25 protein-coding genes are annotated in these 21184 nt (G+C 33.6%); 10 read left to right on the forward strand and 15 right to left on the reverse strand.

Features of this window, described 5'->3' with window-relative positions; all coding sequences use genetic code 11:
• Nucleotides 1-3: 3 nt before the first annotated feature.
• From hemN to ilvN, 5 genes are read right to left on the reverse strand one after another with little or no spacing between them, the layout of a single operon-like run.
• Nucleotides 4-1377 (reverse strand): oxygen-independent coproporphyrinogen III oxidase, encoded by a 1374-nt coding sequence (gene hemN / locus NZ853_03890; GenBank protein MCS7204816.1) that lies wholly within the window; start codon nucleotides 1375-1377, stop codon nucleotides 4-6.
• The gene (locus NZ853_03895; protein MCS7204817.1) at nucleotides 1378-3000 is read right to left on the reverse strand and encodes a 2-isopropylmalate synthase; all 1623 of its coding nucleotides are present in this window, start codon (nucleotides 2998-3000) and stop codon (nucleotides 1378-1380) included.
• Nucleotides 3001-3031: 31 nt separating this feature from the next.
• Complete coding sequence (locus NZ853_03900) at nucleotides 3032-3910, reverse strand: thioredoxin family protein (protein ID MCS7204818.1); 879 nt, start codon at nucleotides 3908-3910, stop codon at nucleotides 3032-3034.
• Entirely contained in the window at nucleotides 3897-4730 is an 834-nt protein-coding gene (locus tag NZ853_03905; GenBank protein MCS7204819.1) for a DnaJ domain-containing protein, read from the reverse strand. Before NZ853_03905 ends, NZ853_03900 begins: the two co-directional genes overlap by 14 nt.
• Before the next feature lies 1 nt (nucleotide 4731).
• Nucleotides 4732-5211: an acetolactate synthase small subunit gene (ilvN, locus tag NZ853_03910; protein MCS7204820.1), complete on the reverse strand. Its 480-nt coding sequence runs from the start codon at nucleotides 5209-5211 to the stop codon at nucleotides 4732-4734.
• Nucleotides 5212-5406: 195 nt separating this feature from the next.
• On the opposite strand from ilvN, the gene NZ853_03915 reads away from it, so the two are divergent.
• The 6 genes from NZ853_03915 (at nucleotide 5407) to NZ853_03940 (ending at nucleotide 11389) form a co-directional block, all read left to right on the forward strand.
• Nucleotides 5407-7122 carry a S49 family peptidase gene (locus tag NZ853_03915; protein MCS7204821.1) on the forward strand — a complete coding sequence of 572 codons (1716 nt, stop codon included), beginning with the start codon at nucleotides 5407-5409 and terminating at the stop codon, nucleotides 7120-7122.
• Entirely contained in the window at nucleotides 7101-8003 is a 903-nt protein-coding gene (locus tag NZ853_03920; protein ID MCS7204822.1) for an FAD:protein FMN transferase, read from the forward strand. Before NZ853_03915 ends, NZ853_03920 begins: the two co-directional genes overlap by 22 nt.
• 46 nt (nucleotides 8004-8049) lie before the next feature.
• Entirely contained in the window at nucleotides 8050-8751 is a 702-nt protein-coding gene (locus tag NZ853_03925; GenBank protein MCS7204823.1) for a signal peptidase II, read from the forward strand.
• Between the two features lie 34 nt (nucleotides 8752-8785).
• Nucleotides 8786-9412: a sigma-70 family RNA polymerase sigma factor gene (locus NZ853_03930; protein MCS7204824.1), complete on the forward strand. Its 627-nt coding sequence runs from the start codon at nucleotides 8786-8788 to the stop codon at nucleotides 9410-9412.
• Nucleotides 9413-9415: 3 nt separating this feature from the next.
• Nucleotides 9416-9925, forward strand: coding sequence for a hypothetical protein (locus NZ853_03935; protein MCS7204825.1), 510 nt, complete (start codon nucleotides 9416-9418; stop codon nucleotides 9923-9925).
• 75 nt (nucleotides 9926-10000) lie between these two features.
• The gene (locus NZ853_03940) at nucleotides 10001-11389 is read left to right on the forward strand and encodes a TrpB-like pyridoxal phosphate-dependent enzyme (protein ID MCS7204826.1); all 1389 of its coding nucleotides are present in this window, start codon (nucleotides 10001-10003) and stop codon (nucleotides 11387-11389) included.
• A gap of 14 nt (nucleotides 11390-11403) precedes the next feature.
• Here NZ853_03940 and NZ853_03945 read toward each other — a convergent pair whose 3' ends face one another.
• Together NZ853_03945 and NZ853_03950 are read right to left on the reverse strand one after the other, a co-directional pair.
• Nucleotides 11404-11631 (reverse strand): DUF1858 domain-containing protein, encoded by a 228-nt coding sequence (locus NZ853_03945; GenBank protein MCS7204827.1) that lies wholly within the window; start codon nucleotides 11629-11631, stop codon nucleotides 11404-11406.
• Nucleotides 11632-11687: 56 nt separating this feature from the next.
• Nucleotides 11688-11966, reverse strand: coding sequence for an acylphosphatase (locus NZ853_03950; protein MCS7204828.1), 279 nt, complete (start codon nucleotides 11964-11966; stop codon nucleotides 11688-11690).
• A 70-nt stretch (nucleotides 11967-12036) separates the two neighbouring features.
• Here NZ853_03950 and NZ853_03955 point away from each other — a divergent pair, with 70 nt between their 5' ends.
• Nucleotides 12037-12411: a hypothetical protein gene (locus NZ853_03955; protein ID MCS7204829.1), complete on the forward strand. Its 375-nt coding sequence runs from the start codon at nucleotides 12037-12039 to the stop codon at nucleotides 12409-12411.
• A 151-nt stretch (nucleotides 12412-12562) separates the two neighbouring features.
• The gene (locus tag NZ853_03960) at nucleotides 12563-13630 is read left to right on the forward strand and encodes an Mrp/NBP35 family ATP-binding protein (GenBank protein ID MCS7204830.1); all 1068 of its coding nucleotides are present in this window, start codon (nucleotides 12563-12565) and stop codon (nucleotides 13628-13630) included.
• On the opposite strand, the gene NZ853_03965 is transcribed toward NZ853_03960, so the two are convergent.
• From NZ853_03965 to NZ853_03985, 5 genes are read right to left on the reverse strand one after another with little or no spacing between them, the layout of a single operon-like run.
• Entirely contained in the window at nucleotides 13627-13944 is a 318-nt protein-coding gene (locus tag NZ853_03965) for a flagellar biosynthesis anti-sigma factor FlgM (GenBank protein ID MCS7204831.1), read from the reverse strand. The genes NZ853_03960 and NZ853_03965 overlap by 4 nt on opposite strands.
• Before the next feature lie 55 nt (nucleotides 13945-13999).
• Nucleotides 14000-14701, reverse strand: coding sequence for a 16S rRNA (cytidine(1402)-2'-O)-methyltransferase (rsmI, locus tag NZ853_03970; protein ID MCS7204832.1), 702 nt, complete (start codon nucleotides 14699-14701; stop codon nucleotides 14000-14002).
• Nucleotides 14698-15252, reverse strand: coding sequence for a hypothetical protein (locus tag NZ853_03975; protein MCS7204833.1), 555 nt, complete (start codon nucleotides 15250-15252; stop codon nucleotides 14698-14700). The genes rsmI and NZ853_03975 overlap by 4 nt, the downstream gene beginning before the upstream one ends.
• Nucleotides 15227-15550 (reverse strand): membrane protein insertion efficiency factor YidD, encoded by a 324-nt coding sequence (gene yidD / locus NZ853_03980; protein ID MCS7204834.1) that lies wholly within the window; start codon nucleotides 15548-15550, stop codon nucleotides 15227-15229. The genes NZ853_03975 and yidD overlap by 26 nt, the downstream gene beginning before the upstream one ends.
• 41 nt (nucleotides 15551-15591) lie before the next feature.
• Nucleotides 15592-16755: an OmpA family protein gene (locus NZ853_03985; GenBank protein MCS7204835.1), complete on the reverse strand. Its 1164-nt coding sequence runs from the start codon at nucleotides 16753-16755 to the stop codon at nucleotides 15592-15594.
• Between the two features lie 77 nt (nucleotides 16756-16832).
• Between NZ853_03985 and NZ853_03990 the strand changes: the two genes are divergently transcribed.
• A complete protein-coding gene (locus tag NZ853_03990) occupies nucleotides 16833-17198 on the forward strand; it encodes a VOC family protein (protein ID MCS7204836.1) in 366 nt (121 codons plus the stop codon).
• On the opposite strand, the gene NZ853_03995 is transcribed toward NZ853_03990, so the two are convergent.
• The gene (locus tag NZ853_03995) at nucleotides 17199-17420 is read right to left on the reverse strand and encodes a hypothetical protein (GenBank protein ID MCS7204837.1); all 222 of its coding nucleotides are present in this window, start codon (nucleotides 17418-17420) and stop codon (nucleotides 17199-17201) included.
• 101 nt (nucleotides 17421-17521) lie between these two features.
• On the opposite strand from NZ853_03995, the gene NZ853_04000 reads away from it, so the two are divergent.
• Nucleotides 17522-18172, forward strand: coding sequence for an acetoacetate decarboxylase family protein (locus tag NZ853_04000; GenBank protein ID MCS7204838.1), 651 nt, complete (start codon nucleotides 17522-17524; stop codon nucleotides 18170-18172).
• 2 nt (nucleotides 18173-18174) lie between these two features.
• On the opposite strand, the gene NZ853_04005 is transcribed toward NZ853_04000, so the two are convergent.
• Together NZ853_04005 and NZ853_04010 are read right to left on the reverse strand one after the other, a co-directional pair.
• Nucleotides 18175-18990, reverse strand: coding sequence for a DUF5715 family protein (locus NZ853_04005; protein ID MCS7204839.1), 816 nt, complete (start codon nucleotides 18988-18990; stop codon nucleotides 18175-18177).
• On the reverse strand, nucleotides 18987-21140 hold the full coding sequence (locus NZ853_04010; GenBank protein MCS7204840.1) for an ATP-binding protein: 2154 nt from the start codon (nucleotides 21138-21140) through the stop codon (nucleotides 18987-18989). The genes NZ853_04005 and NZ853_04010 overlap by 4 nt, the downstream gene beginning before the upstream one ends.
• Nucleotides 21141-21184: the final 44 nt, after the last annotated feature.

The following is a 21184-nucleotide window of genomic DNA, read 5'->3' on the forward strand; positions in this document are numbered from 1 at the left end:
AAATCAAATGGTTTTCGAATAAATGGGCTTTTGATCTTTCTTGTTTTCCAAGAAAGCATCAAAAGCCATAGCTACGTTTCTGATTAGAGGTCTTCCATTGGGTAAAATCTTTAATTGGTGGTTTTCAATTTCTATAAGCCCATCTTCAATGAGGGGTTTTAATTTTTGAATTGAATTATGGAAATATTCATAAAATTTTATACGATATGTTTCTTCAATCTCACTGAAATCTACGTATAAATTACACATAATTTTCAGGATTACGTCCCTTCGAAGGATATCATCGAAGTTCATCTGATAACCATCATGAATCGGAAGTTTGTTAAGATCCAGAGTTTTTCGGTATTCTTCTAATCCTTTTTTGTTACGAATATATAAGTTTTGGAATTGTCCTATGGCTGTAATCCCAAAGGCAATCACATCCATAGAATCTAAAACAGTGTATCCTTGAAAGTTTCGATGAAGTTTTTTTTGCAAAAATGCTTTGGATAATTCATCCTCAGGTTTTGCAAAATGATCAAGTCCGATATAAATATAACCATTCTCAGTAAGGGTTTCTACGATATTTTTAAAGATTTGGATTTTTTCTAATGGAGAGGGGAGTTTCTCCAAAGGAATTAATTTTTGGTGCTTCTTTATCCATGGAACGTGAGCATAACTAAAAAACGCCAATCGATCTGGCTTCCATTCTAATATCTTTATTAGATTGTTTTCATATGAACTTTTAGTTTGATAGGGAAGACCATAGATAAAATCCATATTGATAGAATCAAATCCCAAATCTCGGGCAGAGTAGTATAATTCTTCTATGAGTTCAACTGGTTGTATTCGATGGACACTAACTTGAACTTCGTCGTTTATATCCTGAACACCAAAACTTATGCGGTTAAATCCTAAGTTCTTGAGTAATTGTAATTGTTCTTTTTTCGTAGTTCGGGGATCAAGTTCTATACTGATTTCAGCGTGAGGATCAATAACAAAGTGCTCTTTGATGAATAAAAAAAGATCTTCGATTTGATTGAGAGACAAAAAATTTGGGGTTCCACCGCCCCAGTGGAGTTGATGAACCACATGATCACTTTTCAAATAAGACAAAACCAATTCTACTTCTTTTTTTAAGTATTTCAGATATCGCTCAATGATTTCTTGGTTTTGAGTTATTACAACATTACATCCACAATAATAACATAAGCTCTTACAAAACGGAATGTGAAAGTATAACGAAATCTTTGGAGTTACTTTATGAGAACTCAAATATTCAATATACTCTTTTTCTCCAACATCTGAAGAAAAATTCGGAACAGGAGGATAACTTGTATACCTCGGACCTGAAACATTATGTTTTTGAACAATCTCTGGATGAATTTCGATCTTCATCTACACGGTATCTCCCTCTTGGGGAAACTGCACATGACTCATCTCGCTGGAGGAGTATCTATTTACAGCTTCTAAATATGCATAGGCAGAAGCTTCTAAAATATCTGTGGATGTTGCTCTTCCAGCATAGAGTTTATTTTTGATCTGAACGAGCACACTTACTTGAGCTTGTGCGTCTGTTCCTTCGCTGATAGGTTGGAGGCGATAGCTTTTGATTTTCGTTTGGATTCCCGTGATACGGTCAATCGCATTGCAAATAGCTTCGACGGGACCGTCTCCCGTTGCGGCTTCAGTCAATACGATTGGATCTCCATTTTCGTCTTTTAACTCATTGTCTTTTAACTTCACTGTGGCTGTAGGAGTAGTTCCTTTCCCAGTGAAAATATGGAGTTTTATGATTTCATAGCGATTCCCTAATCTTTTTCGTGTGGCGTCATCAACAATGGCTAAAATATCTTCGTCGTAGACTTCTTTCTTTTTATCTGCAAGTTCAGTGAATTTCTGAAAGATTTCTTCAAATTGTTTTTCATCAAAGGTATAACCCAATCGAGTGAGTTTATCTTTAAGAGCATGTCTTCCACTGTGTCTTCCCAAAACAATCCGATTAGAGGGAAGTCCCACAGACTCTGGAGTCATGATTTCGTATGTTAGAGGATTTTTCAACACTCCATCTTGATGTATCCCTGACTCATGAGCAAACGCATTATCTCCCACAATGGCTTTGTTGGGTTGAACCACCATTCCCGTTACTGTTCGAACCAAGAGACTTGTCTTCATGATTTCTTGGGTCTTTATGTTGGTTCGTACTTTGAAGTATTCACCACGAGTATAGATTGCCATGACAACTTCTTCTAAGGCGGTATTTCCTGCGCGTTCCCCGATACCATTGATGGTGCATTCGATTTGTCTTGCTCCAGCTCGGACTGCCGCCAAGCTATTCGCTGTTGCCATCCCTAAATCATTATGACAATGTGCACTGAAAATGACTTTATCAGCATGATCACACTTTTGGATTAAATAACGAAAAAGTTCGTAATACTCGTCGGGAGTGGTATAACCTACGGTATCGGGGATGTTGATAACAGTGGCACCAGCTTCAATCACTCGAGAAATGAGCTCTACTAAAAACTCTTTTTCACTTCGAGTAGCATCTTCAGGGGAAAATTCCACATCATGAGTGTAGTCTTTTGCCCACTTGACAGCTTCCACGGCTTTTTCTATCACTTTGTTGGGTTCAAGTCCAAGTTTGTATTTCATGTGAATGGGGCTTGAGGCAATAAAAGTATGAATTCTTTTTCTTCTGGCGTCCTTGAGGGCTTCTGCGGCAACTTCTATGTCTTTTCGTACAGCTCTTGCTAAGGCGGCAATGATGGGACCTTCGATTTCTCTAGCAATCCTTTGGACGGCGCGAAACTGCACTGGGCTCGAGATGGGAAAGCCCGCTTCAATGATATCAACTCCCAGGGCTTCTAATCGGTGGGCAACCTCTACTTTTTGTTCTTCTGTCATTGCCGCACCTGGACATTGCTCTCCATCCCTCAACGTGGTGTCAAAAATATAAACCAAATCTTTTTCACTTTTTTCAATTGTTCTTTGAATTGCTTGTTCTGTTTGAGTATTCATAGTTTTCTTGAGATTACTTCTACAATATATTTTAAGACTCGATTTCGAAAAGAATTTTTTTTGCTTGTTCTTTCTCTGGGGACTCGGGAAGAATTTTGATGGTTCTTTTGAGTTCTTCCAAAAACTTTTTTTGTTCGTCAGGTTTTAAGGAGTAAAACAATTCTTTGTGATCCTGACGTTGGGTGTAGTTTTTATATAGAAAACTGATTGTTTTGTAATACATTCCTAAGGGAAAATCAGGATCATCTCTTTTTAACCAAGCAAGATAAGCATTCCAGTAACTATAAGCTTTTTTGTAGTCCCTTTTTTTTGTTTGAATCACAGCTAAATTGTATAAAAGATTTTTTCTGTTTTGGTAATAATTTTGATCATTTGGAGATAGCACTTGATGAGCTTTTAAGATATATTCTTCTGATTTTTCCAAATCATTGATTTGAAAGTAATAAGAACCTAATTGAAAGTAATAGTAATAATTTTTTGATTCTTTTTGAGTGTTAGCTATGAGTTCTTCATGATAAGTAGCTCTTTTTAGAATTGAATTTACTCGATCTATGTATATGGGTTTGGAAAAATACCCTTCAATTCGACCAAGTTCATAAAGATTGGAATCAAATATAATCACAGTGGGATATCCATGAACATGGAATCTATCCGGTATCTCTGGGTGTTTGTCTCCATCAATAAGAACAAATACAAATCGATTTAAAAACTTCTGAAATTCTTTTGAATGATAGATTTCTTTTTCTATGACTTTGCAGTAATGACATGTTTTGGAATAAAAATCCACAAAAATGGGTTTTTTTTCTTTTTGTGCTAATTCTTTCGCTTTTTCTAGGTCCGAAATCCAATTTGGTTTTGCTAATAGAGTAGAAGTTAGAAAAAATATTAAATACAATTTATAAAATTTCATAATATTTTTGCAAAATGTTTGTATATGCCAAAATGATTTCTTTAGTTTTTTCTAAGCCATTAGGATTTTTGTCAGGATGATATTTTTTCAGTAAATTATGATAAATTTGTTTTAATTCTTCTTTGGTTTTTGGAAGTTCTGAGATTTCTAAGATTTTTAAATATTCGTTTTGTTCTTTGGTTTTGGATTTTTGAAATTTTTCGTCATTTGGTATCCATTGATTTTGTAAGCAAATTCTTTTTAGTTTTTCGAAGAAATTATGATATAAATTTTTTTCGGAGATGATTTTTCGTTCAAAACAATCTTGGATGTATTGATTGAGGATATACAAATTAAAATCGTTGGGTTTGATGTTTTTTTTCGAAAGAAAGATTTCAGCAGCTTTTCGAAAAAATAATTCTTCTTCGAAATTCAAGTTAAAATAAAACATCAAGCCTTCATATACATCAGTGCAAGCAGAAACACTCGTTTGCAAACTTTCATATCGAACTTCATGATTTTCTAAAAATGCTAATGTGATGGAAATATAGTATTCTAACCAGTCCCATAGTTCTTCTTGAGAAAAGAAAAAGCCTAAACTTTTTAAATGATTCAATAAATTTTGTTTTTTGTTATATTTCAATATTTCAATCAAAAGATCAAAATTTTCTTTGTCAAAGTAATCGGGAGGTTGATAAATAGAAAATTCTCGATAGAGAAAAGAAACATACTCTTCGTATTTAAAATTCAATTCCTCGAGGACGTAATGATAGGGAATTCGGTGATAAATGTTATTAGCAAATTCCAAGAACTCATCATAAAGAATCGATGTTTTTTTCATATCATTCTGTATACATGGGAAGAGCGATTTGACCTGTTCTTGCAATCTCTAAAATTTCGTATTCGCTCAAAACTTTGAATAAACTATTGATTTGACGTGGATTGCCTTGGACTTCAATTAGAATCGTGTTTTCGTGGATTTCGTGGATTTTTCCATTGAAAATCTCAATGATTCCAAAAAACTCACTTCTTTTATCAGGCATTACTTTGATACGCAGTAGGATCAATTCTCGTATTACGGCTTGAGAATAATTCAATATTCGCACATCTAAAACATCCGCTAATTTGAGTAGCTGCCCCTTGAGTTGATTGGCGGTATTTTCGTCCCCCATCATAACAATAGTGATAACAGAAATTTCGGGATTAGGTGTTTCTCCCACAGCAATACTATCAATATTGAATCCACGACGTGTGAAAAGACCAGAAACATGACTCATCACTCCTGGTTTGTTCCGAACTGTGATAGATAAGATATGCTTCATTCATTCCTCCAGAGTTGAAATTAGGTTTTTTATAAGTAATATTAAGTCAAATCATTTCAATTAGATGACATCAAAAATACTTTAAATTCTTTGTTTTGATGAATTTTTGGCAATATGCTTCGGATTTTGTTCTATTTGATTCTTTTCCCCTTTAGGTTGGTTTTTTTTGTCTATTATAAATCAAGATATCTCTTGATGAAAGAACGTGATTTGTATCTTCAAATCCCAACGAGTTTTTCTTTTTATCATAAAGCAGGACTCTTGCGTTTCTTTTTTGACAAAAAAGAAATCAATTATTTTTTCTTTTTGGTTCTTTTAGAAAAGGTTTCGAAAGAAAAAAAAATCAAAAATGTGTTAATAGAAATCCCATCAATTGAGGATTTATCATTCACTCAAGTCGAAGATATTGTCCATTTATTAGAAAAAATCAAAAATAGCGGAAAGACACTTTATGCCTATATCGAAGAAGGGGGGATTAAAACCCTTTTGGTGGCTTCGGTTTGTCATTATCGCTATGCGGGTGATTGGGCACAGTTTTCCGTTCTACTTCCTAAACTTGATCAATTTTACTTAGGAGATTTTTTAAGGTCCTTTGGCATACGTTTAGAAGTCTACGCAATGGGGAAATATAAAAGTGCTGGAGAAATCTACACGCGAAACAAGATCTCACCTTATGCAAAAGAAAATTTTATAGAACTTATACAAGATCAAAGAAAAATCATACAAGACATGTTGTTTCGTTCTCATGGATTGTCTCAAGAACAAAAAGAAAAACTATGGAATTTATTTCTCAAACAATCCATCATCAATGCAAAAGAGCTACAATCTCTTGGTTTTATCCATGATTTGGTGGATAAAGTTCAATTTCGAGAATTCGTTCAAAGTCAGAGTAATCCCACCATACCCAACGAAATCCAACATTCCATTCAAGGACAAGGAGACATTTTACCTAAAGAAACCAACGAAACTTCCATGAAAAAACCAACAAGAAAATTAATGGAGTTTGAACAGTTCTACAAAGTTCAAAGAAGAAAAGAAATCACTTTGTTTCCACAAATTCGAAAAAAGCAATTAGCGATTGTTGTGATGGATGGTATCATTCTAAGAGGAGATGAAGAAGACGAACCCAGATCAAATGCCATCAACTCCAAAGGATACGCGAAAATTTTACAAGAATTAAGGGAATCACCGGAATCAGCCGTGTTAATTTATCTCAATAGTCCTGGGGGGATGAGCGATGCCAGTGAATTACTCTTTCAAGAAATACGAAAGTTATCTCGAATCAAACCAGTTTATGTGCTACAAGCAGATGTTTCTGCTTCTGGGGGATATTATATTTCTTGTGGGGGGAACAAAGTCTTTTCGTATCGTTCTACCATTACGGGTTCTATTGGTGTTTTGCGTATGCGCCCCAACTTAAAAGAACTCTACAAAAAGCTAAAGATTCAAAAATCCAAACTCATGTTTGATAAAACCTCTGAGATTTTTTCAGAAGCTATGGATCTAACAGAAGAAGGAAAAAAACTATTAGAAAACTCCACGAGAGAAATTTATTCAGTATTTTTAGATCGGGTAGCCAGAGGACGTGGAAAAGATATTTCCTATGTGAAAAAGTTTGCAGAAGGTAGAGTATATTCTGCAACGCGTTTTAAAGAAGCGGGATTAATAGATGAAATCACTACTTTTAACGAAACGATTGCCATGATTAAAAAGGACCTAAAACTTACAGAAAAACAGCCTTTGTTTTTGAATTTATATCCAATGGTGAAGATTGATTTCCGAGAAATCTTAAGAATTCGAAAGTTATTTTCCCAAAACATGTTCTTTGATCTCAAAAAGATTTTTTTTATTATGAAAACACCACTACTTATTTCAATTGAAGGGTTAGAATGCTACTCCAAAAGACATTAATTCTTTTGATTGGGGTATTGATTTTCTCGTGCAGGAGTTCATCGGAAATTCAATATCTTCAAAAACAGGATTGGGTTTATGGAACAACCTTCACAGTGGTCATAGAAATAGAAAAAAAAGAAAATCAACAGTTCAACGAAGAAGAACTATTAAAAAAAATCTATGCAATCCTCAAGGAAATCAATCATGCCTTTTCTCTGTATGAGTCTCAAAGCAAAATCAATCGTTTGAATCGAAACCAAGAAGCTCATTTTACAAAAAAAGAAATGGAATTATTTGTTTTAGCAAAAGAAATTTGCAAGCTCACTGGTGGTTATTTTTTCCCCTACAGTAGATTAACTATAAATCAACTAAAAACAAAAAAGCTTCTTGTGAAAGGAAAACATAATGACTTCTGTGATATGTTTTCAGTCGAACAGGAAAGTAATTTCTACAAAATCAAGAAACGATTTCCTTTTGTGGAATTTGATTTTAATGCCATTGCCAAAGGCTATGCAGTGGATGAAATCAAAGCGTATTTATTATCAAAGAATTTGACTACTTTTTTGGTGGAATGGGGTGGAGAAGTTTGTGTGGGTAGAGCTCCCAAAAAAAGCCCTAAAGGTTGGAGGGTAGGGATTGAGTCTCCAAAATCGGATCTACTAAAAAAAGAAATTGATGAGTTTTTGTTTCTTCAAAATACGTGTTTGGCTTCTTCGGGTAATTATGCAAAAAAGCATATTTGGAATCCTTTTGGTGAGATTTCTCAAGAATCAGAGGCTATGACGATAAGTGTTTTTGGTCCTTCCTGCACGATTGCTGATGCCTATGCTACGGCATTGGTGGTAAACCCAAATTTGAGTTTGTATACCGATCAGTATAAACTAAAAATCACACGTTGATTTTCTTGTTTGACGAAGCATCTTGTATTATATAATGAGGCAAGAAATGAAACAAATTCAAAGTTTTTGGAAAAAGCATTTCGAAAAGCCCTTATTGGAAGTTTATCCTCCATGGTGGATTTTAGGAATGATTTTGATTGTGATGATGGATCTTTTTTCAAAAAAATGGATGACTGATCATCTCGTTTTTCATTTAACTTATCATCAGTTAGAAAATGTAAAGAATAGTTCTTTTCATGCTTTGCTGAATGGAATCCCTTACATTCCAATCTTAGGGGAAGATGGAAAATACATCAAATTTCGCTTGGTTTTTAATGATCGATTTATATTTGGTTTGGGACCTTCTGTTCCAACATTGGGAATATTTTTGACGTTTTCTGCAATTGTGTTTTTGTTTTTCTATCGTTGGAAACACTACCAATTTGGGAATGGGTTTTCTTGGATGCTAATTTTTTCTGGTGCATTGGGGAATTTCATTGATAAGCTTTTTATCAAGTCTGTTGATACAAGGGAATGGGTATTTTCTATTTTTCCTAAAAAAGGTTATGTTAGTGGGGTAGTAGATTTTGTTGAGTGTATTTGGTTTGGGTGGGAAAGTTTTTCGGATATTCCTGTTTTGTCCTTTCTTGCTTGGGATACCTGGCCTACTTTTAACCTTGCTGATAGCGTGATTGTTGTTGGAATTAGCTTACTATTGATTGAGGGTTTTGTGATAGAGTTTTTAAAAGAAAAAAAAATTAACTATTGACGAAAAAAAAGAATTTTTTTTTGCTATCTAAACAATGGAGAGGCTATGGAAATATTCGTTAGAAGAAGAATTTAGATTGATTGATGAAATCATCCAAAGTCAGCTTCTGAAAGAAAAGAGTCAAAAATTCGAAAAACTCATAAAACCTTATTATAATGATCTTTTTGCTGTTGCATTTTCGATTTTGAAAAATCAAAATGATGCTAAAGAAGCATTGCAGGAAGCCCTAATTTCTGCGTATTTGAATTTACATAAGTTCAAAAAAAATTCCTCAATAAAAACATGGCTTTATAAAATTGTTCGGAACAAATCGATTGATCATCAAAAGAGATTACTCAAAAAATCTCAAAGCCTAGACTCTGATATTTTCTTTGAACTAATTACGAAAGAAGACATAGAAAAATATACATTTGAGCAAGAACAAAAGGAATTGTTAGAAAGTCTAAATAAAATGATAGAAAAACTAGACGACGAAGAAAAGGAACTGATTATGATGAGGTATTATAACGACATGAGTTATGAAGAAATTTCAGAAGTGAAAAAAATCAAATTAGGAACTGTCAAAAGCAGACTTCACCATGTGAAAGAGAAATTAAAAAAAATGATACAAAAACAAAAAGATTATTTTCTTCTGAAGATCATCATGCTTTTAGTTTTGTAGCCTATGGAGAAGAAAGAACTTTTGATCAATGATGATGAGCTTGAAAGAGCTCTTAATGAATTGGGTTATATTTTTCGAAAAAAAGTAGAAGAAAATCTTCCTGATGAGGAAGAATTTTTTCGTAAATTGAACCAAGCCATTGAGAGAGAAGAAAATCAAGTTTATTTTAAAAAAGAAAATGTTGAAACATTAAGTTCCCATCGATGGAAATTTTTCTCACAAAAATGGTTTTATGCTGCTGCATTGATGGTGTTTGTTGTTTTTAGTGTTGTTTATTTTTTTGATGATTTGATGCAAAAACAACAACCTATCATTGAAAACCAGAAGATGGGGGTTGGTTCTCCCATGGTGATACCAGAAGCCGAAACAGAACAAGAACGAGAGCTGCTACAAAAACTTTTTGAAGAAGAAGATCCTGAGAAAAAACAAAAATACTTAGATGAATTACTAAAATACTATAAACAAACGAATCAAGAAGAAAAAATCAAAAAGTTAATCGAAGCATACGATTAGTAAATTTTCTTTACAAAAGTAGTGCTCTTTTTTTATTTCAATTATCACTTTTTATCACTTTAAAAGGGGAGATCAATGGACTCAGTGCTTAAGGAAATAGAAAAAGAAAATCTATTTTTTTTATCTCAAAAAGAAATGCCAGATGTTTGGTACAATATCCAAGCGGACTTAAAATCACCATTAAAGCCGCCTTTACATCCTGCAACGAAACAACCCATCACCTTTGATGATATGTTGCCATTATTCCCAGTAGCATTGATTGAGCAAGAGATGAGCAAACAAAAATGGATTTCAATTCCAGGCGAAGTGATGGATATATATCGCTTATGGAGACCTGCACCCCTCATTCGTGCAGCTCGTTGGGAAAAATACTTACAAACACCAGCAAAGATCTTTTTTAAGTATGAGGGGGTGTCTCCTACGGGTTCCCATAAACCAAATACGGCAGTGCCTCAGGCTTACTACAACAAAAAAGAAGGGGTAAAAAAAATTACCACCGAAACAGGGGCAGGTCAATGGGGTTCCTCCTTAGCTTTTGCTTGTTCCTTGTTCGATTTGGAATGTGAAATTTACATGGTGAAAGTATCCTATCATCAAAAGCCATATAGAAAAACCATCATGCAAATGTATGGCGCTAAAGTAATTCCTTCGCCATCGGATTTGACAGAATCAGGAAGAAAAATCTTAAGTGAGCAACCTGATTCACCGGGTTCTCTGGGAATTGCCATTTCCGAAGCAATTGAAGTAGCCATTAAGAATCCAAATACAAAGTATTCTCTTGGTTCTGTTTTGAATCATGTTTTGATGCATCAAACCATCATTGGACTTGAGGCAAAAATCCAACTCGAAAAATTAGGAATAAAACCGGATGTTTTGATTGGATCCGTTGGTGGTGGATCGAATTTTGCGGGTTTTACCTTTCCTTTCATTGAGGACATTCTTGCGGGGAAACACAAAATAAAGGTGATTGCTGTTGAACCTGCCGCCTGTCCTACCCTTACGAGAGGGAAGTTTACTTACGATTTTGGCGATACTGTTGGCTTAACGCCATTGATCCCTATGTTTACGTTAGGACACAAATTTGTTCCAACTCCGATACATGCAGGTGGTTTACGTTATCATGGAGCAGCGCCTTTAGTAAGTCAATTGGTATTGGATGGAATCATCACACCCATAGCATATCATCAAAGAGAATGTTTTCAATCAGCTGTTGAATTCGCTAAAACTCAAGGAATTATTCCAGCTCCCGAATCTACTCATGCCGTTCACGCAGCAATGGTAGAAGCAATCCGTTGTAGAGAAGAAAATCAAGAGAAAGTAATAATTTTTAACCTTTCAGGTCATGGACATTTAGATCTTTCTGCGTATGAATCTTATCTTGAAGGAAAAATGATGGATTATTCTTTAGAACAAGATATCATTGATAAGAACCTTGCTTTGGTAGAAAATCTATCATCCCTGTAAAAAGGGATGATGTATTAATCTTCTAACAAATTATTCAAGCTATCTAAGAATTGTTCTAAAGGAACACCATATCCTATGCAAACTTGTTCAATGGTTTCGAACTCGTTGATGGAACAATGGGAGCAGCCTCCTAAGTGATAGCTTGCAAATACGAGTGCTGCATCCGGGTGTAAGGACAAAGCTTCTCCAACAGTCATATCAGATGTGAAATATTTTTTTCCTTGTGTACTGACTTCTTTCATAGAATAACTCCTATTCTATTTTTTACAAAATAATCTAATCTTTTTTTTTATGGCAATCAATAAATGATTTCAAAACCTGCTGGAATCAATTTTGGTGGTACTGACTCTGTTTCGAGTTTGCTAACTTTTGATAAGGGTGGTCCTTTTTTGAGGGCTTGAAGGAATTTTTCTAAGTTTTCTTTCGTTCCTTTAGCAAAACATTCTACACTTCCATCTGAGAGATTTTTTACGGTCCCTTCGATATTGTATTGTCTAGCCATCATTACAGCAAATTGTCGATATCCTACTCCCTGCACTCTTCCATATACTTTGATTTTCATCCCCAAAATTTCCATAAATACAAGTATTTTTAAATTTTTTTGTTGTCGATTTTATTTAGGTTTAGAATAATTTTGTAGTTTTAGAATGAAGGTTTTTAAGATTTTTTTAATTTTCTTAGGATTGTTTGGAACTTGTAAAACCTTAGATGAAATTCCTTCTCCCCAAAAAGGAAGTTATGAAAATCCCATAAAGTTTCGTTCTCAACAAGAAGTGATTGCATGCCTCAAACAATGGGAAAAACAAACAGATTTGAAAATTCACTACCAAGAATCAGTGATTGGTATCAACTTTCAATTTTTAGATAAATTTGGTTTCCCCTATAAGCGATTTATCATGAAGTTTCACAATAAAAAAGAGTCATTATTTGGTATTCCTGATGTTCTTTATTTTTATGTAGATACACATCATAATATAAATGAGTGTGAAAAACAAAGTTTAACAGAGATATTGAGATTTTAGGAATGTTTCCTTGATTTTACTTAGATTTTACTTAACTTGACTTGGATTGAAAAAAATTGTATTCGAAACTCAGAAATATTAGTTTAATGACTTAGATTTGAAAATTTTAGAAAACGATTGTCAATGTTTTGTATTTGCTTTTCTTTACATCATGAATTTGCATCAAATCGAAGAGATTGTGAAAAATTCCCTAAAGAAAGTAGAACATCCAACCTACAAAATGACATTATTCGAGTTAGGAATGTTTGACAAAATCGAAGAAGAAGGAGGAACTTTAAAAATCCATCTAAAATCCCCTGATGATGATCGAAAAGCTCAAATCCAAATTGAAGCCCAACTACGAGGGATACTTAATCAAGCAGGTCTTCCCAAGGGATACAAAATTCGATTCACTTTGGATGAAAGTATCAAACCTGAGGAATTAGAAAATACAATACAAAACGTAAAGAACATTGTTCTGATAGGTTCAGGAAAGGGCGGAGTAGGTAAGTCTACCGTTACTGCGAATTTAGCTATAGCTCTTATGAATCAAGGGTATGATGTTGGGATTTTAGATGCTGATATCTATGGTCCTTCGATTGGAAAAATGTTTGGCTACGAAGGAAGAGTTCCTTTATACGGAGATGGAAAATCAAAAGTATATCCTGTTGTGAAATATAGTGTTAAGATCATGTCCTTTTCTTTCCTTTTGGAACCCGGTCAGGCTGTAATTTGGCGAGGTCCTATGTTAGGTAAAGCAATGGAACAATTATTATTCGAAGTGGACTGGGGCGCATTAGATTTTCTATTGATTGATCTTCCTCCTGGAACAGGTGACGTGCAACTATCTTTAGCTCAATATGTGGAGGTGGATGGTGCAATTGTGGTAACAACTCCTCAAACCGTAGCCATTCAAGATGCCAAACGGGCGATTGGAATGTTTCAAAAAGTGAATATACCCGTATTAGGCATTATCGAAAATATGTCAGAGTTTGTTTGTCCTCATTGCGGAATGACTTCTTATATCTTTTCAAAAAATGGTGGGAAGCATTTTGCAGAAGAATACGAAGTTCCCTTTTTGGGTTCTATTCCCTTAGAAACAACCATCATGGAATCAGGAGAAATAGGAAAACCAATTTTATTGAATTTAGATGCCAATAAAAGAATAGTAGAGGCTTATAATGAGATAGCTACAAAAGTAGCTACGGAAGTTCAACGCTATAAAGTGAATACAAACTAATCTTTTTTGTTTTGTTGGTTTCGGATATCTTGAAGTAATGTGTGAGAAAAATCGTATAGGTTTTCTGCGACTTTTCTTAATACTTCATCCGTATCATAAAATCCTGACTTCAATCTTTCTTTGACTTCTTGGATTTTTTGGGTATCAACGCTTTTCGCTTGTTCTTTTACGATGTTGATTAGATGTTGGATTCTTGCTTCTTCGGAAATCTGAATGGTATCTTTTTTCGCTGTGACTGGCTCAATACTGTTTGTTTTACCAGCCTTCTTAGGTTCATAAATAGGACTAATACCACTAACTTTATCAATGTTCATATTTCTATACCTCAAACTTAGTATCGGTTAGTTGAAAAATTTTATAAAGCATTTTTTAGGGACTACTTTTTTTTTCTTTACTAGGTGCAATCAAAATTGTAAACTCTCCTTTTGGGGGGATCATGCTTTTATCGAGCTGATAGGGGGGAAACAAGTAAAAGTTTTCAAACTTTTTTGTCATTTCTCTGCCAATCAGGATTTCTCTTTCTGGGAAAACTTCCCTTACTTCCTCTAAAAGTTCAAAGACGCGATGTACTGATTCAAATATCACAATACAGCCTTCAAAGGCTTTGTATTCTAAAAGAGTTTGTTTTCGTCTTGTTTTTTTTGAACTCAAAAAACCAAGAAATAGTGTAGGATTGGTTTGCCAGCCAGAAACACTCAAAATTGTAGATAATGCCGATGGACCGGGAATGGGAATTATGGGAACTTCAGGCAGATTTTCTCGAACAAAACGAACTAAATGAGACACGGGATCAGAAATCCCCGGTGTTCCCGCATCGGTGATAAACCCCACAGCTTTTTTTTCTGTGAGTTTGTTTTTGGCAAATTCTATATCCGAACGGATTTGATGAATACGAAAGGATTTGAGGGGAGAATCAATTTTATAAGTTTGGAATAGGATTTTGGCTTTTCTTGTATCTTCTGCTAAGACGACATCACATTCTTGTAAAGTTTCAAGAGCTCGCAAGGTGATGTCTTTTAAATTACCAATCGGTGTAGAAATGATGTATAAGCCAGGTTTTTGTAAGCTCATGGTTCATAACAAGCAGTTTCTTTCGGACAAGGTAGAAAACTACTCTTTGCACAAGCGGATATCTCAGGACCCGGGGAAGATAAAATCCCAGTTCGAAGAACAGCTCTCAAGCGAAAGTAGTATCGCTCACAGATTTGGAAGGGGATTTCTGAGGGATGGGGTTTTAAGTTCGGGACACGTTTCTTCTGGATTTTTGATGATTCCACACTGACTTCGTCTTTGGTGTGAAAAAAAGTAGGTTCATAGCCTTGAGGCAAATAAGGAGAGATTCCAATACCAGCTTGAATTAAATCAGGTGATATGGTCGATGTGGAGATGTATAAATTATAGCCTACAAATTCATCTTCAGTATTAGTCACATAATAATATATATCGAATTCTATTCTTATTTGGTTGTTCTGTTGTATTTCAACAGGTTTTACATCCACTATGGCAGGAGAGTTTACAGGATAAAACGTGTAGATGGGAAATACTGGCGTGCTTGTGTTGGTCCCACAGGCAAAAAGAAAAACTAAAAAAACAAACTCAATTTTGAGTTGTTTGATTTTCATAGAAGTGTTTAGCATGGAAGTTGTATTCTCTGTTTCCAATATGAAGGACAAACTTTTGAGGTAAAGGATCTTCTCCTCCTTCGTTAAAGGGATGACAACTCAAGACTCTCTTAATCGATAAATACAGAGCTATCAAAAAAGGATAGTTCTTAAATGCCAAGTAAGAGTATTCAGAACAAGAAGGGGTATAACGACAAACAGGACCAAATAAAAACGTAATCATTGGAGAAATAAAAAACTGATAAAATCGGATGATCAATCTAACACCAAAATTAATGATTTCATCAATGATAAACATAGAATCACGATATAAAAGAAATTTAAGTCATCAATTAGATTTTATTCAGAAGGGATAAAAATTTCCACTCGCCGATTTTTAGCACGATTTTCTGGAGTATCATTAGGATACAAAGGCTTTTGAGATCCCATTCCTTTATAAGATATTCTTTCTGGAGGAATTCCTTTATCTTTCAAAAAATCAGCAATGGCTTTTGCACGTTTTTCGGATAGCTCTAAGTTGTAATCTTCATCCCCGATGTTGTCGGTATGACCGTAAATTTGAATTTCTCTTTCGGGAAGTTTTTTTAGAACCTCAGAGATTTTTTCTAAAACTGGATAAGCGTCCGGTTTAATTTTATAAGAATCAAAATCAAAAAGAATATTTCCTAAGTTGATTTCCACTCCATTTTCTTTGGGTTCAATCGGAATAGAGAAGTCCTCGAGTTCTTTTTCAACTCGTTTTGCTAATTCTTCTTTTTTGAGTTTTTTGATTTTTCGATATGTGCTTTCGATTTCAATAAATTCTCTAAGAACTTGTTGGTTTTTTAAATGGAATTCATAGTAGAGTTTTTGTTCATCGAAAATGGGGATTTGATATTTTTCTGAAAAATACAAAATTCCTTCGGAGCTCCCCATGATTTTTGCAATCGGACCGATTGCTGGCACCACTCGATGATGGATTCGGTAGTGAAATTTGATTTTATGAGCGTGAGTTTTTTCTCCAAAGTATTCTTTCTCTTCTATCCCTTCATAATGGTAATGAACTTCAAAGGGAATAGTGATTTTTAAATTCCACTCGGGAAGCCAAAGGATTTCATAGGCGGGTTTTTTCCATTCTTTGGGTAATGGATTTTTCTTCTCTGGAAAAGTTGGGATGCCTAGGTAATTTGGATACTTTACATTTCTTTCAACTTGATAACTTCCATTGGAATAAAGAATAAATCTAGATGGGTATTCTTCTTCTTTCTTATAGGTTTCTTCTTTATGTGGATTTCGACTGTAGGTAGTAAAAGTTCCTGATAGGGTAAAGGATTGATTTTGGATGTTTTCAACACTTAAATAAATTTTATGTTTTTCCTGTTTGGTTTGAAGTGGGCTTTGGATTTTATGCTGTTTTTCTATGATATAAATATCATCAGACTCAAAATGAAATTCAAAAGCGAAAATGGGAAAGACGATAAAAAAAGCAATTATTAAGTAATTAAAATGATTTTGCTTCTTCATTGGGATGCTTTTCGACGTTTTAAAAAAATTCTTAATAAAGATTGAAAAAATAATTTCAAATGAATTTATGTCTATCTATGATAGTTATAGAAAATTTTGACCATATAAGCTTAGGAACTGCTAATCTAAAGAAGGCAGTTGAGTTTTATCGAGAAATCCTCGATTGTGATGTGTTAGAACAAAACGACAAATACGCATTGTTAGAAATCGATAGAATCATCATAAAGTTCAATTATATTCCAAATTATAAGTTTCCTATAAATAATCCTGCTGGGTTTACCATTTCCTTTAGTTTGGATGTGGATGATTTCACAGATGCCATCATCGAATTAGAGAAAAATAGCATTCCTATTGTTCACGGACCGATTCCTATCGAAGGGGGTGAGTCACTACTCATCAAGGATCCAGACGGACATTGGATTGAACTTCTCTATAAAGAATGATCAAGCTTGAATGTCAATCACAGCTCCTTTGACACGAAATGTCTCAGCTGCTTGGTTCGGCAGGACTGCATTTGATGCCATTTGGATTCGTCTTTCTTGTTTGGTTTCCATCATTTCGCCTGGTATGGGGGCTTCTTTTCTGACGGGTGGTTCACCTTGATTCAAAGGTCGAAAATATGATACATTTTTCAATCCCAACTCAGGTGATATTCTTGTTTCCATAAGAAAAAGAAAGAAGAAAATCTTACGTTGTCAATGAAAATCATTTTTTAAAGATGGGAACTTATTGACAAAATCAATGATAAGCTTTGCTTTATAAACAAATGAAAAAGTTTTCTCTTCCCCCACCTTGGAGATTAAAGGGTAGGGGATATATTTTGCTTTATCGGTTTTCAGAGAAGTTTGTTCAAACCCATTGTGTATTACCCAAGGATATATCTTTTTTTGGTGGATTTGGAAGTGTTATGATAGTTCAGTATCATTACTCTAATGCTGGTCCATATGATGAATTGTTATTTATTCCTGGGAAAGTAGAGCTAACAAAAATGGTTTTCAACTCCATCGGACATACCATTTCAAAAATCTACGTATCCACTGAAATAAGTAAAATCAGTGGAAGAGAAAATTGGGGTATCCCCAAAGAATTAGCACATTTCTATTGGGAAAGGGTATCTTCAAAAAGAGAAATCATCAAAATTGGAGTAAACAAATCTATTTTTTTTGAAATTGATATTTCTCATCAAACTTGGTTTTTCCCTATCTCCATGGATTTCCTTCCCTTCAGATTGATGCAATACAAAGATAATCAAGTATTCATCACGAAGTTTGAAGGTTTTGGCAAAGCTACCTTAGCAAGTGTGAAGATGATTGATGTCATACCAGAATATTTTCCTCCCGTAAGAAAGCCTTTGATAGCGTTTTATATTGATTCTTTCGAACTCCAATTCCCACAACCTATCATAAAAAATCTTTAGAATCACTCTTTAGGTATGGGAGTAATGTGAAAGACACGTTGATTTTTCTCCCAGATGACGTATAAAACATTTTCTTTTTGCATGCGCAGTAATGTTTCAGCTAAAATGGCAGTGAATTGTCGTCTTAGGTTTCCTCCCATCAAATAACCTAACTCAACAATATCTTTTTTGCAAAGTTCTTGTATAAACCTTGAATAGTTTTCACAAAGAAAACTAAAATCGACATAGAATTCATCATAAAAAATATCAATACTGATACCATAGGCATGAGTTGAATTTTCTATTGCATTCGGGTTTTTAAGTTTTAAAAGTTTTTGGTAATCAGCAGGTCTGAGAGCTGAAGAAATCGCCAACTTCACTTTTATAGGGTATGATTGAAAATTCAGAGTTTTTTGAAACTCTTCACCAATAAGAATGAGCACAGGATAGAATTTCCTATGAAAATAACGAAATTCATTAGGAACATTATAAAAAAAGTAATAGGTTCTTATGTCAGGATTTTCTAATGATTTAAAGTTATTTTGATTTAGTTCCTTGCTCGATCTGATGGAAGTAAGTTGATAATGATTTGCTAATTCGATATGATAAGGATAAAGATAAGTTCTTAAGGATTTCTTTTTTTCCTCATCAAGCCAGTCCTCAAAAATAGGAAAGTTTTGATATATGAATTGGTAAAACTCTTTGATAGCTAAATTTTTTGTTTTTGTGTAGCTACGGAGTTCTCTTTGTAATTTTAGTTTGGAATATAAGAGATATGCAATGACAATCGTTAAAATTGTGATAACAATCAAAAGAAAAAAGTTTTTTAAATTCTTCATATAGTTTTAGAAATTTTTTTTATGAGAGTGACAGAATTTCCTTTGCTATTGTAAACAATTCTATCAAAAGCATTCTTTGCAATGAAAATCCCACGACCATGAAGAGAGTCTAAATGGATGTTCTTCTTTTCTAAGTATTTTTTTACATCAAAGCCATTCCCTTCATCGGTGATTTTATAGGCTACTTCTTTTGGGGTAAAACGATATTCCACAATCACTTTTTTATTTTGATAATGAGGATCTCTTAATTTGTTTCTTAAATATTCATGATAGTTGCCTTTTTCTAAATATTTTTTCTTATCTTCGTAGGTAATTTCTAAGTTTCCATGTTCTATTGCATTGATTAAAATTTCTCGTAGTCCTACACGAATCATGCTTAGTTCTAATTCATCAATGAGTTCACTTAGTTCTTCTGTAAGCTTAGCTATGATATTATCTATCAAATAAATGTCTGTATTAAAAACAAAACTTGAATATTCCTTTGTTAAATATTGAAAGATTGGGTCTTTTTTAACTAAGGTTGCTCGAGCAAAAATTTCATCTACCTTGTTATTTCTAAAAATTTTTTCTAAGACAATATCAAATAACTTAAAGGGTATGTCATCATAAGACTTCAAAGGAACCTGGATTTTTAGAGTTTTACCATTTTCTATAAAGTTTTGGATTCTTTCAGTGTATAGATCAAGAACTTTACTTCTTTGGACGTCCTGATATATCAAAGAAAAAAAGCTTTTTTCTGTAAATTCATATTTTGGGATTTTTAGAATTTTCTCAAAACTATCACTTATTTCTATGATGTTTCCCTTTGGATCTAGGATAAATAAAATATCAGATGTTTGATTGAAAATAAGCTTATACTTTTTTTCCGATAGTTTTATGATTTCATTGGCTTTTCTGAGTTTATTGATTTTTGCTTGAAGTTTTTTGTTCAAATTGGTAAGCTGATTGTTGAAGTCTAATAAATGAAAGATAACACGAATACCTGAGTGTATCATTAGCAGCGTAAATCCTATTTCCATGTATTTGGGTCTTTGTAATTTTGTGATATACAAGATAATATCAAATATTGCAGGAATAAAAAGAAGTAATACATTAATTAAATGTGTAAAGCTTTCAGTAGAAATAGAAAATCGGAGCTTTGATAGAAAGTTTTCTTTTTTTGTTTGGTTTATTTCTTCTATAAGACTAATTGTATTAGAAATCGAAAGGACAGCCATTATAATAGGAATAGTAGAAAGCCATAAAAGTTGTAAATCAAACAATGTATTATCAGGCAAAATTAAAATAAAAAAGAAAAATACGGTTCCGTGATAAAAAGAAATATCAAAAATCCACTTTTTCCAACTTTTTATTTTTTTTATTGAATGTTGGTAAGTTTTCACAAGCAAAGGGATGAGTAAATATAAAGTTAAAGATCGTATTCGAAAAACCAGATTATAATCAGAGATGACTTCAAGTTCATCAAAAAGGGAGGATCGTATAAAAAAGAAAATGGCAATAACAATAGAGAATAAACTGAAGTAAAGATGTTTTTTTTTTTCTTTACGTTTCAAGAAAATAGTTAAATAAAAAATCCCAATCAAAATAGAAAGATTAATAAAGAAAACTTGTAAATAAATACGTTTTTGCTTAAAAAGGTCAATGAACTCATCGAAAAGATAGGGATTCCCAAAAAAAAAGCCTGTTTCTCGAGATAAAGGATCCCCTTTGATGTGAATACATAAAGTATTAGTTCCGATTTTGATTAAAGTCTTAGGGATTGGGATTATAACATCTTTGATATTAACTTGTTTTTCTTTGGATCTATCTACAATGAGTTCTTGATTCCAATAGATGGCATAATACTCTCCAATCTTAGCAAACAATATAGCAGGAGATTTCATTTTATCGTAATCACTTTCAGAAACGGGAACGTAAAAAAGAAAAGTGAAATCAAGAGGTGGAAGACTTCGAAGTTCGAAAAAATTTCTCTTTGGAATGTCCAAAACATCAGAAAAGTCTGGCACATGAATTTTTCGATTCCCTACATTTGCTTCGATTTTGTAGAAACCTTGTGAAACTGCTTCTTCTTCACTCAATGTGCAATTTTCAATATGAAAACCTTTTTTGATATAAACAGGAAGTCCCGTAAGGTCAACAGGATAGGACATTAAACTTTTAGTTTTGTATATAACAAAAAAGACAATTAAAATAA

It is taken from the genome of Leptospiraceae bacterium, assembly GCA_025059995.1.
Classification (GTDB): domain Bacteria; phylum Spirochaetota; class Leptospiria; order Leptospirales; family Leptonemataceae; genus SKYB61.

What these genes read in the sequence shown, in the direction of transcription:
- NZ853_03920 (MCS7204822.1), top strand. Translation starts at nt 7,101, where the DNA reads ATGCTACTCCAAAAGACATTAATTCTTTTGATTGGGGTATTGATTTTC.
- NZ853_03955 (MCS7204829.1), top strand. Translation starts at nt 12,037, where the DNA reads ATGAAGGTTTTTAAGATTTTTTTAATTTTCTTAGGATTGTTTGGAACT.
- NZ853_03975 (MCS7204833.1), bottom strand. Translation starts at nt 15,252, where the DNA reads ATGAAAATCAAACAACTCAAAATTGAGTTTGTTTTTTTAGTTTTTCTT.
- NZ853_03935 (MCS7204825.1), top strand. Translation starts at nt 9,416, where the DNA reads ATGGAGAAGAAAGAACTTTTGATCAATGATGATGAGCTTGAAAGAGCT.
- NZ853_04010 (MCS7204840.1), bottom strand. Translation starts at nt 21,140, where the DNA reads ATGTCCTATCCTGTTGACCTTACGGGACTTCCTGTTTATATCAAAAAA.
- NZ853_03895 (MCS7204817.1), bottom strand. Translation starts at nt 3,000, where the DNA reads ATGAATACTCAAACAGAACAAGCAATTCAAAGAACAATTGAAAAAAGT.
- rsmI (MCS7204832.1), bottom strand. Translation starts at nt 14,701, where the DNA reads ATGAGCTTACAAAAACCTGGCTTATACATCATTTCTACACCGATTGGT.
- NZ853_03960 (MCS7204830.1), top strand. Translation starts at nt 12,563, where the DNA reads ATGAATTTGCATCAAATCGAAGAGATTGTGAAAAATTCCCTAAAGAAA.
- NZ853_03945 (MCS7204827.1), bottom strand. Translation starts at nt 11,631, where the DNA reads ATGAAAGAAGTCAGTACACAAGGAAAAAAATATTTCACATCTGATATG.
- NZ853_03940 (MCS7204826.1), top strand. Translation starts at nt 10,001, where the DNA reads ATGGACTCAGTGCTTAAGGAAATAGAAAAAGAAAATCTATTTTTTTTA.
- yidD (MCS7204834.1), bottom strand. Translation starts at nt 15,550, where the DNA reads ATGTTTATCATTGATGAAATCATTAATTTTGGTGTTAGATTGATCATC.
- NZ853_03995 (MCS7204837.1), bottom strand. Translation starts at nt 17,420, where the DNA reads ATGGAAACAAGAATATCACCTGAGTTGGGATTGAAAAATGTATCATAT.
- ilvN (MCS7204820.1), bottom strand. Translation starts at nt 5,211, where the DNA reads ATGAAGCATATCTTATCTATCACAGTTCGGAACAAACCAGGAGTGATG.
- NZ853_03990 (MCS7204836.1), top strand. Translation starts at nt 16,833, where the DNA reads ATGATAGTTATAGAAAATTTTGACCATATAAGCTTAGGAACTGCTAAT.
- hemN (MCS7204816.1), bottom strand. Translation starts at nt 1,377, where the DNA reads ATGAAGATCGAAATTCATCCAGAGATTGTTCAAAAACATAATGTTTCA.
- NZ853_03930 (MCS7204824.1), top strand. Translation starts at nt 8,786, where the DNA reads ATGGAGAGGCTATGGAAATATTCGTTAGAAGAAGAATTTAGATTGATT.
- NZ853_03925 (MCS7204823.1), top strand. Translation starts at nt 8,050, where the DNA reads ATGAAACAAATTCAAAGTTTTTGGAAAAAGCATTTCGAAAAGCCCTTA.
- NZ853_04005 (MCS7204839.1), bottom strand. Translation starts at nt 18,990, where the DNA reads ATGAAGAATTTAAAAAACTTTTTTCTTTTGATTGTTATCACAATTTTA.
- NZ853_03905 (MCS7204819.1), bottom strand. Translation starts at nt 4,730, where the DNA reads ATGAAAAAAACATCGATTCTTTATGATGAGTTCTTGGAATTTGCTAAT.
- NZ853_03915 (MCS7204821.1), top strand. Translation starts at nt 5,407, where the DNA reads ATGAAAGAACGTGATTTGTATCTTCAAATCCCAACGAGTTTTTCTTTT.
- NZ853_03965 (MCS7204831.1), bottom strand. Translation starts at nt 13,944, where the DNA reads ATGAACATTGATAAAGTTAGTGGTATTAGTCCTATTTATGAACCTAAG.
- NZ853_03950 (MCS7204828.1), bottom strand. Translation starts at nt 11,966, where the DNA reads ATGGAAATTTTGGGGATGAAAATCAAAGTATATGGAAGAGTGCAGGGA.
- NZ853_03900 (MCS7204818.1), bottom strand. Translation starts at nt 3,910, where the DNA reads ATGAAATTTTATAAATTGTATTTAATATTTTTTCTAACTTCTACTCTA.
- NZ853_04000 (MCS7204838.1), top strand. Translation starts at nt 17,522, where the DNA reads ATGAAAAAGTTTTCTCTTCCCCCACCTTGGAGATTAAAGGGTAGGGGA.
- NZ853_03985 (MCS7204835.1), bottom strand. Translation starts at nt 16,755, where the DNA reads ATGAAGAAGCAAAATCATTTTAATTACTTAATAATTGCTTTTTTTATC.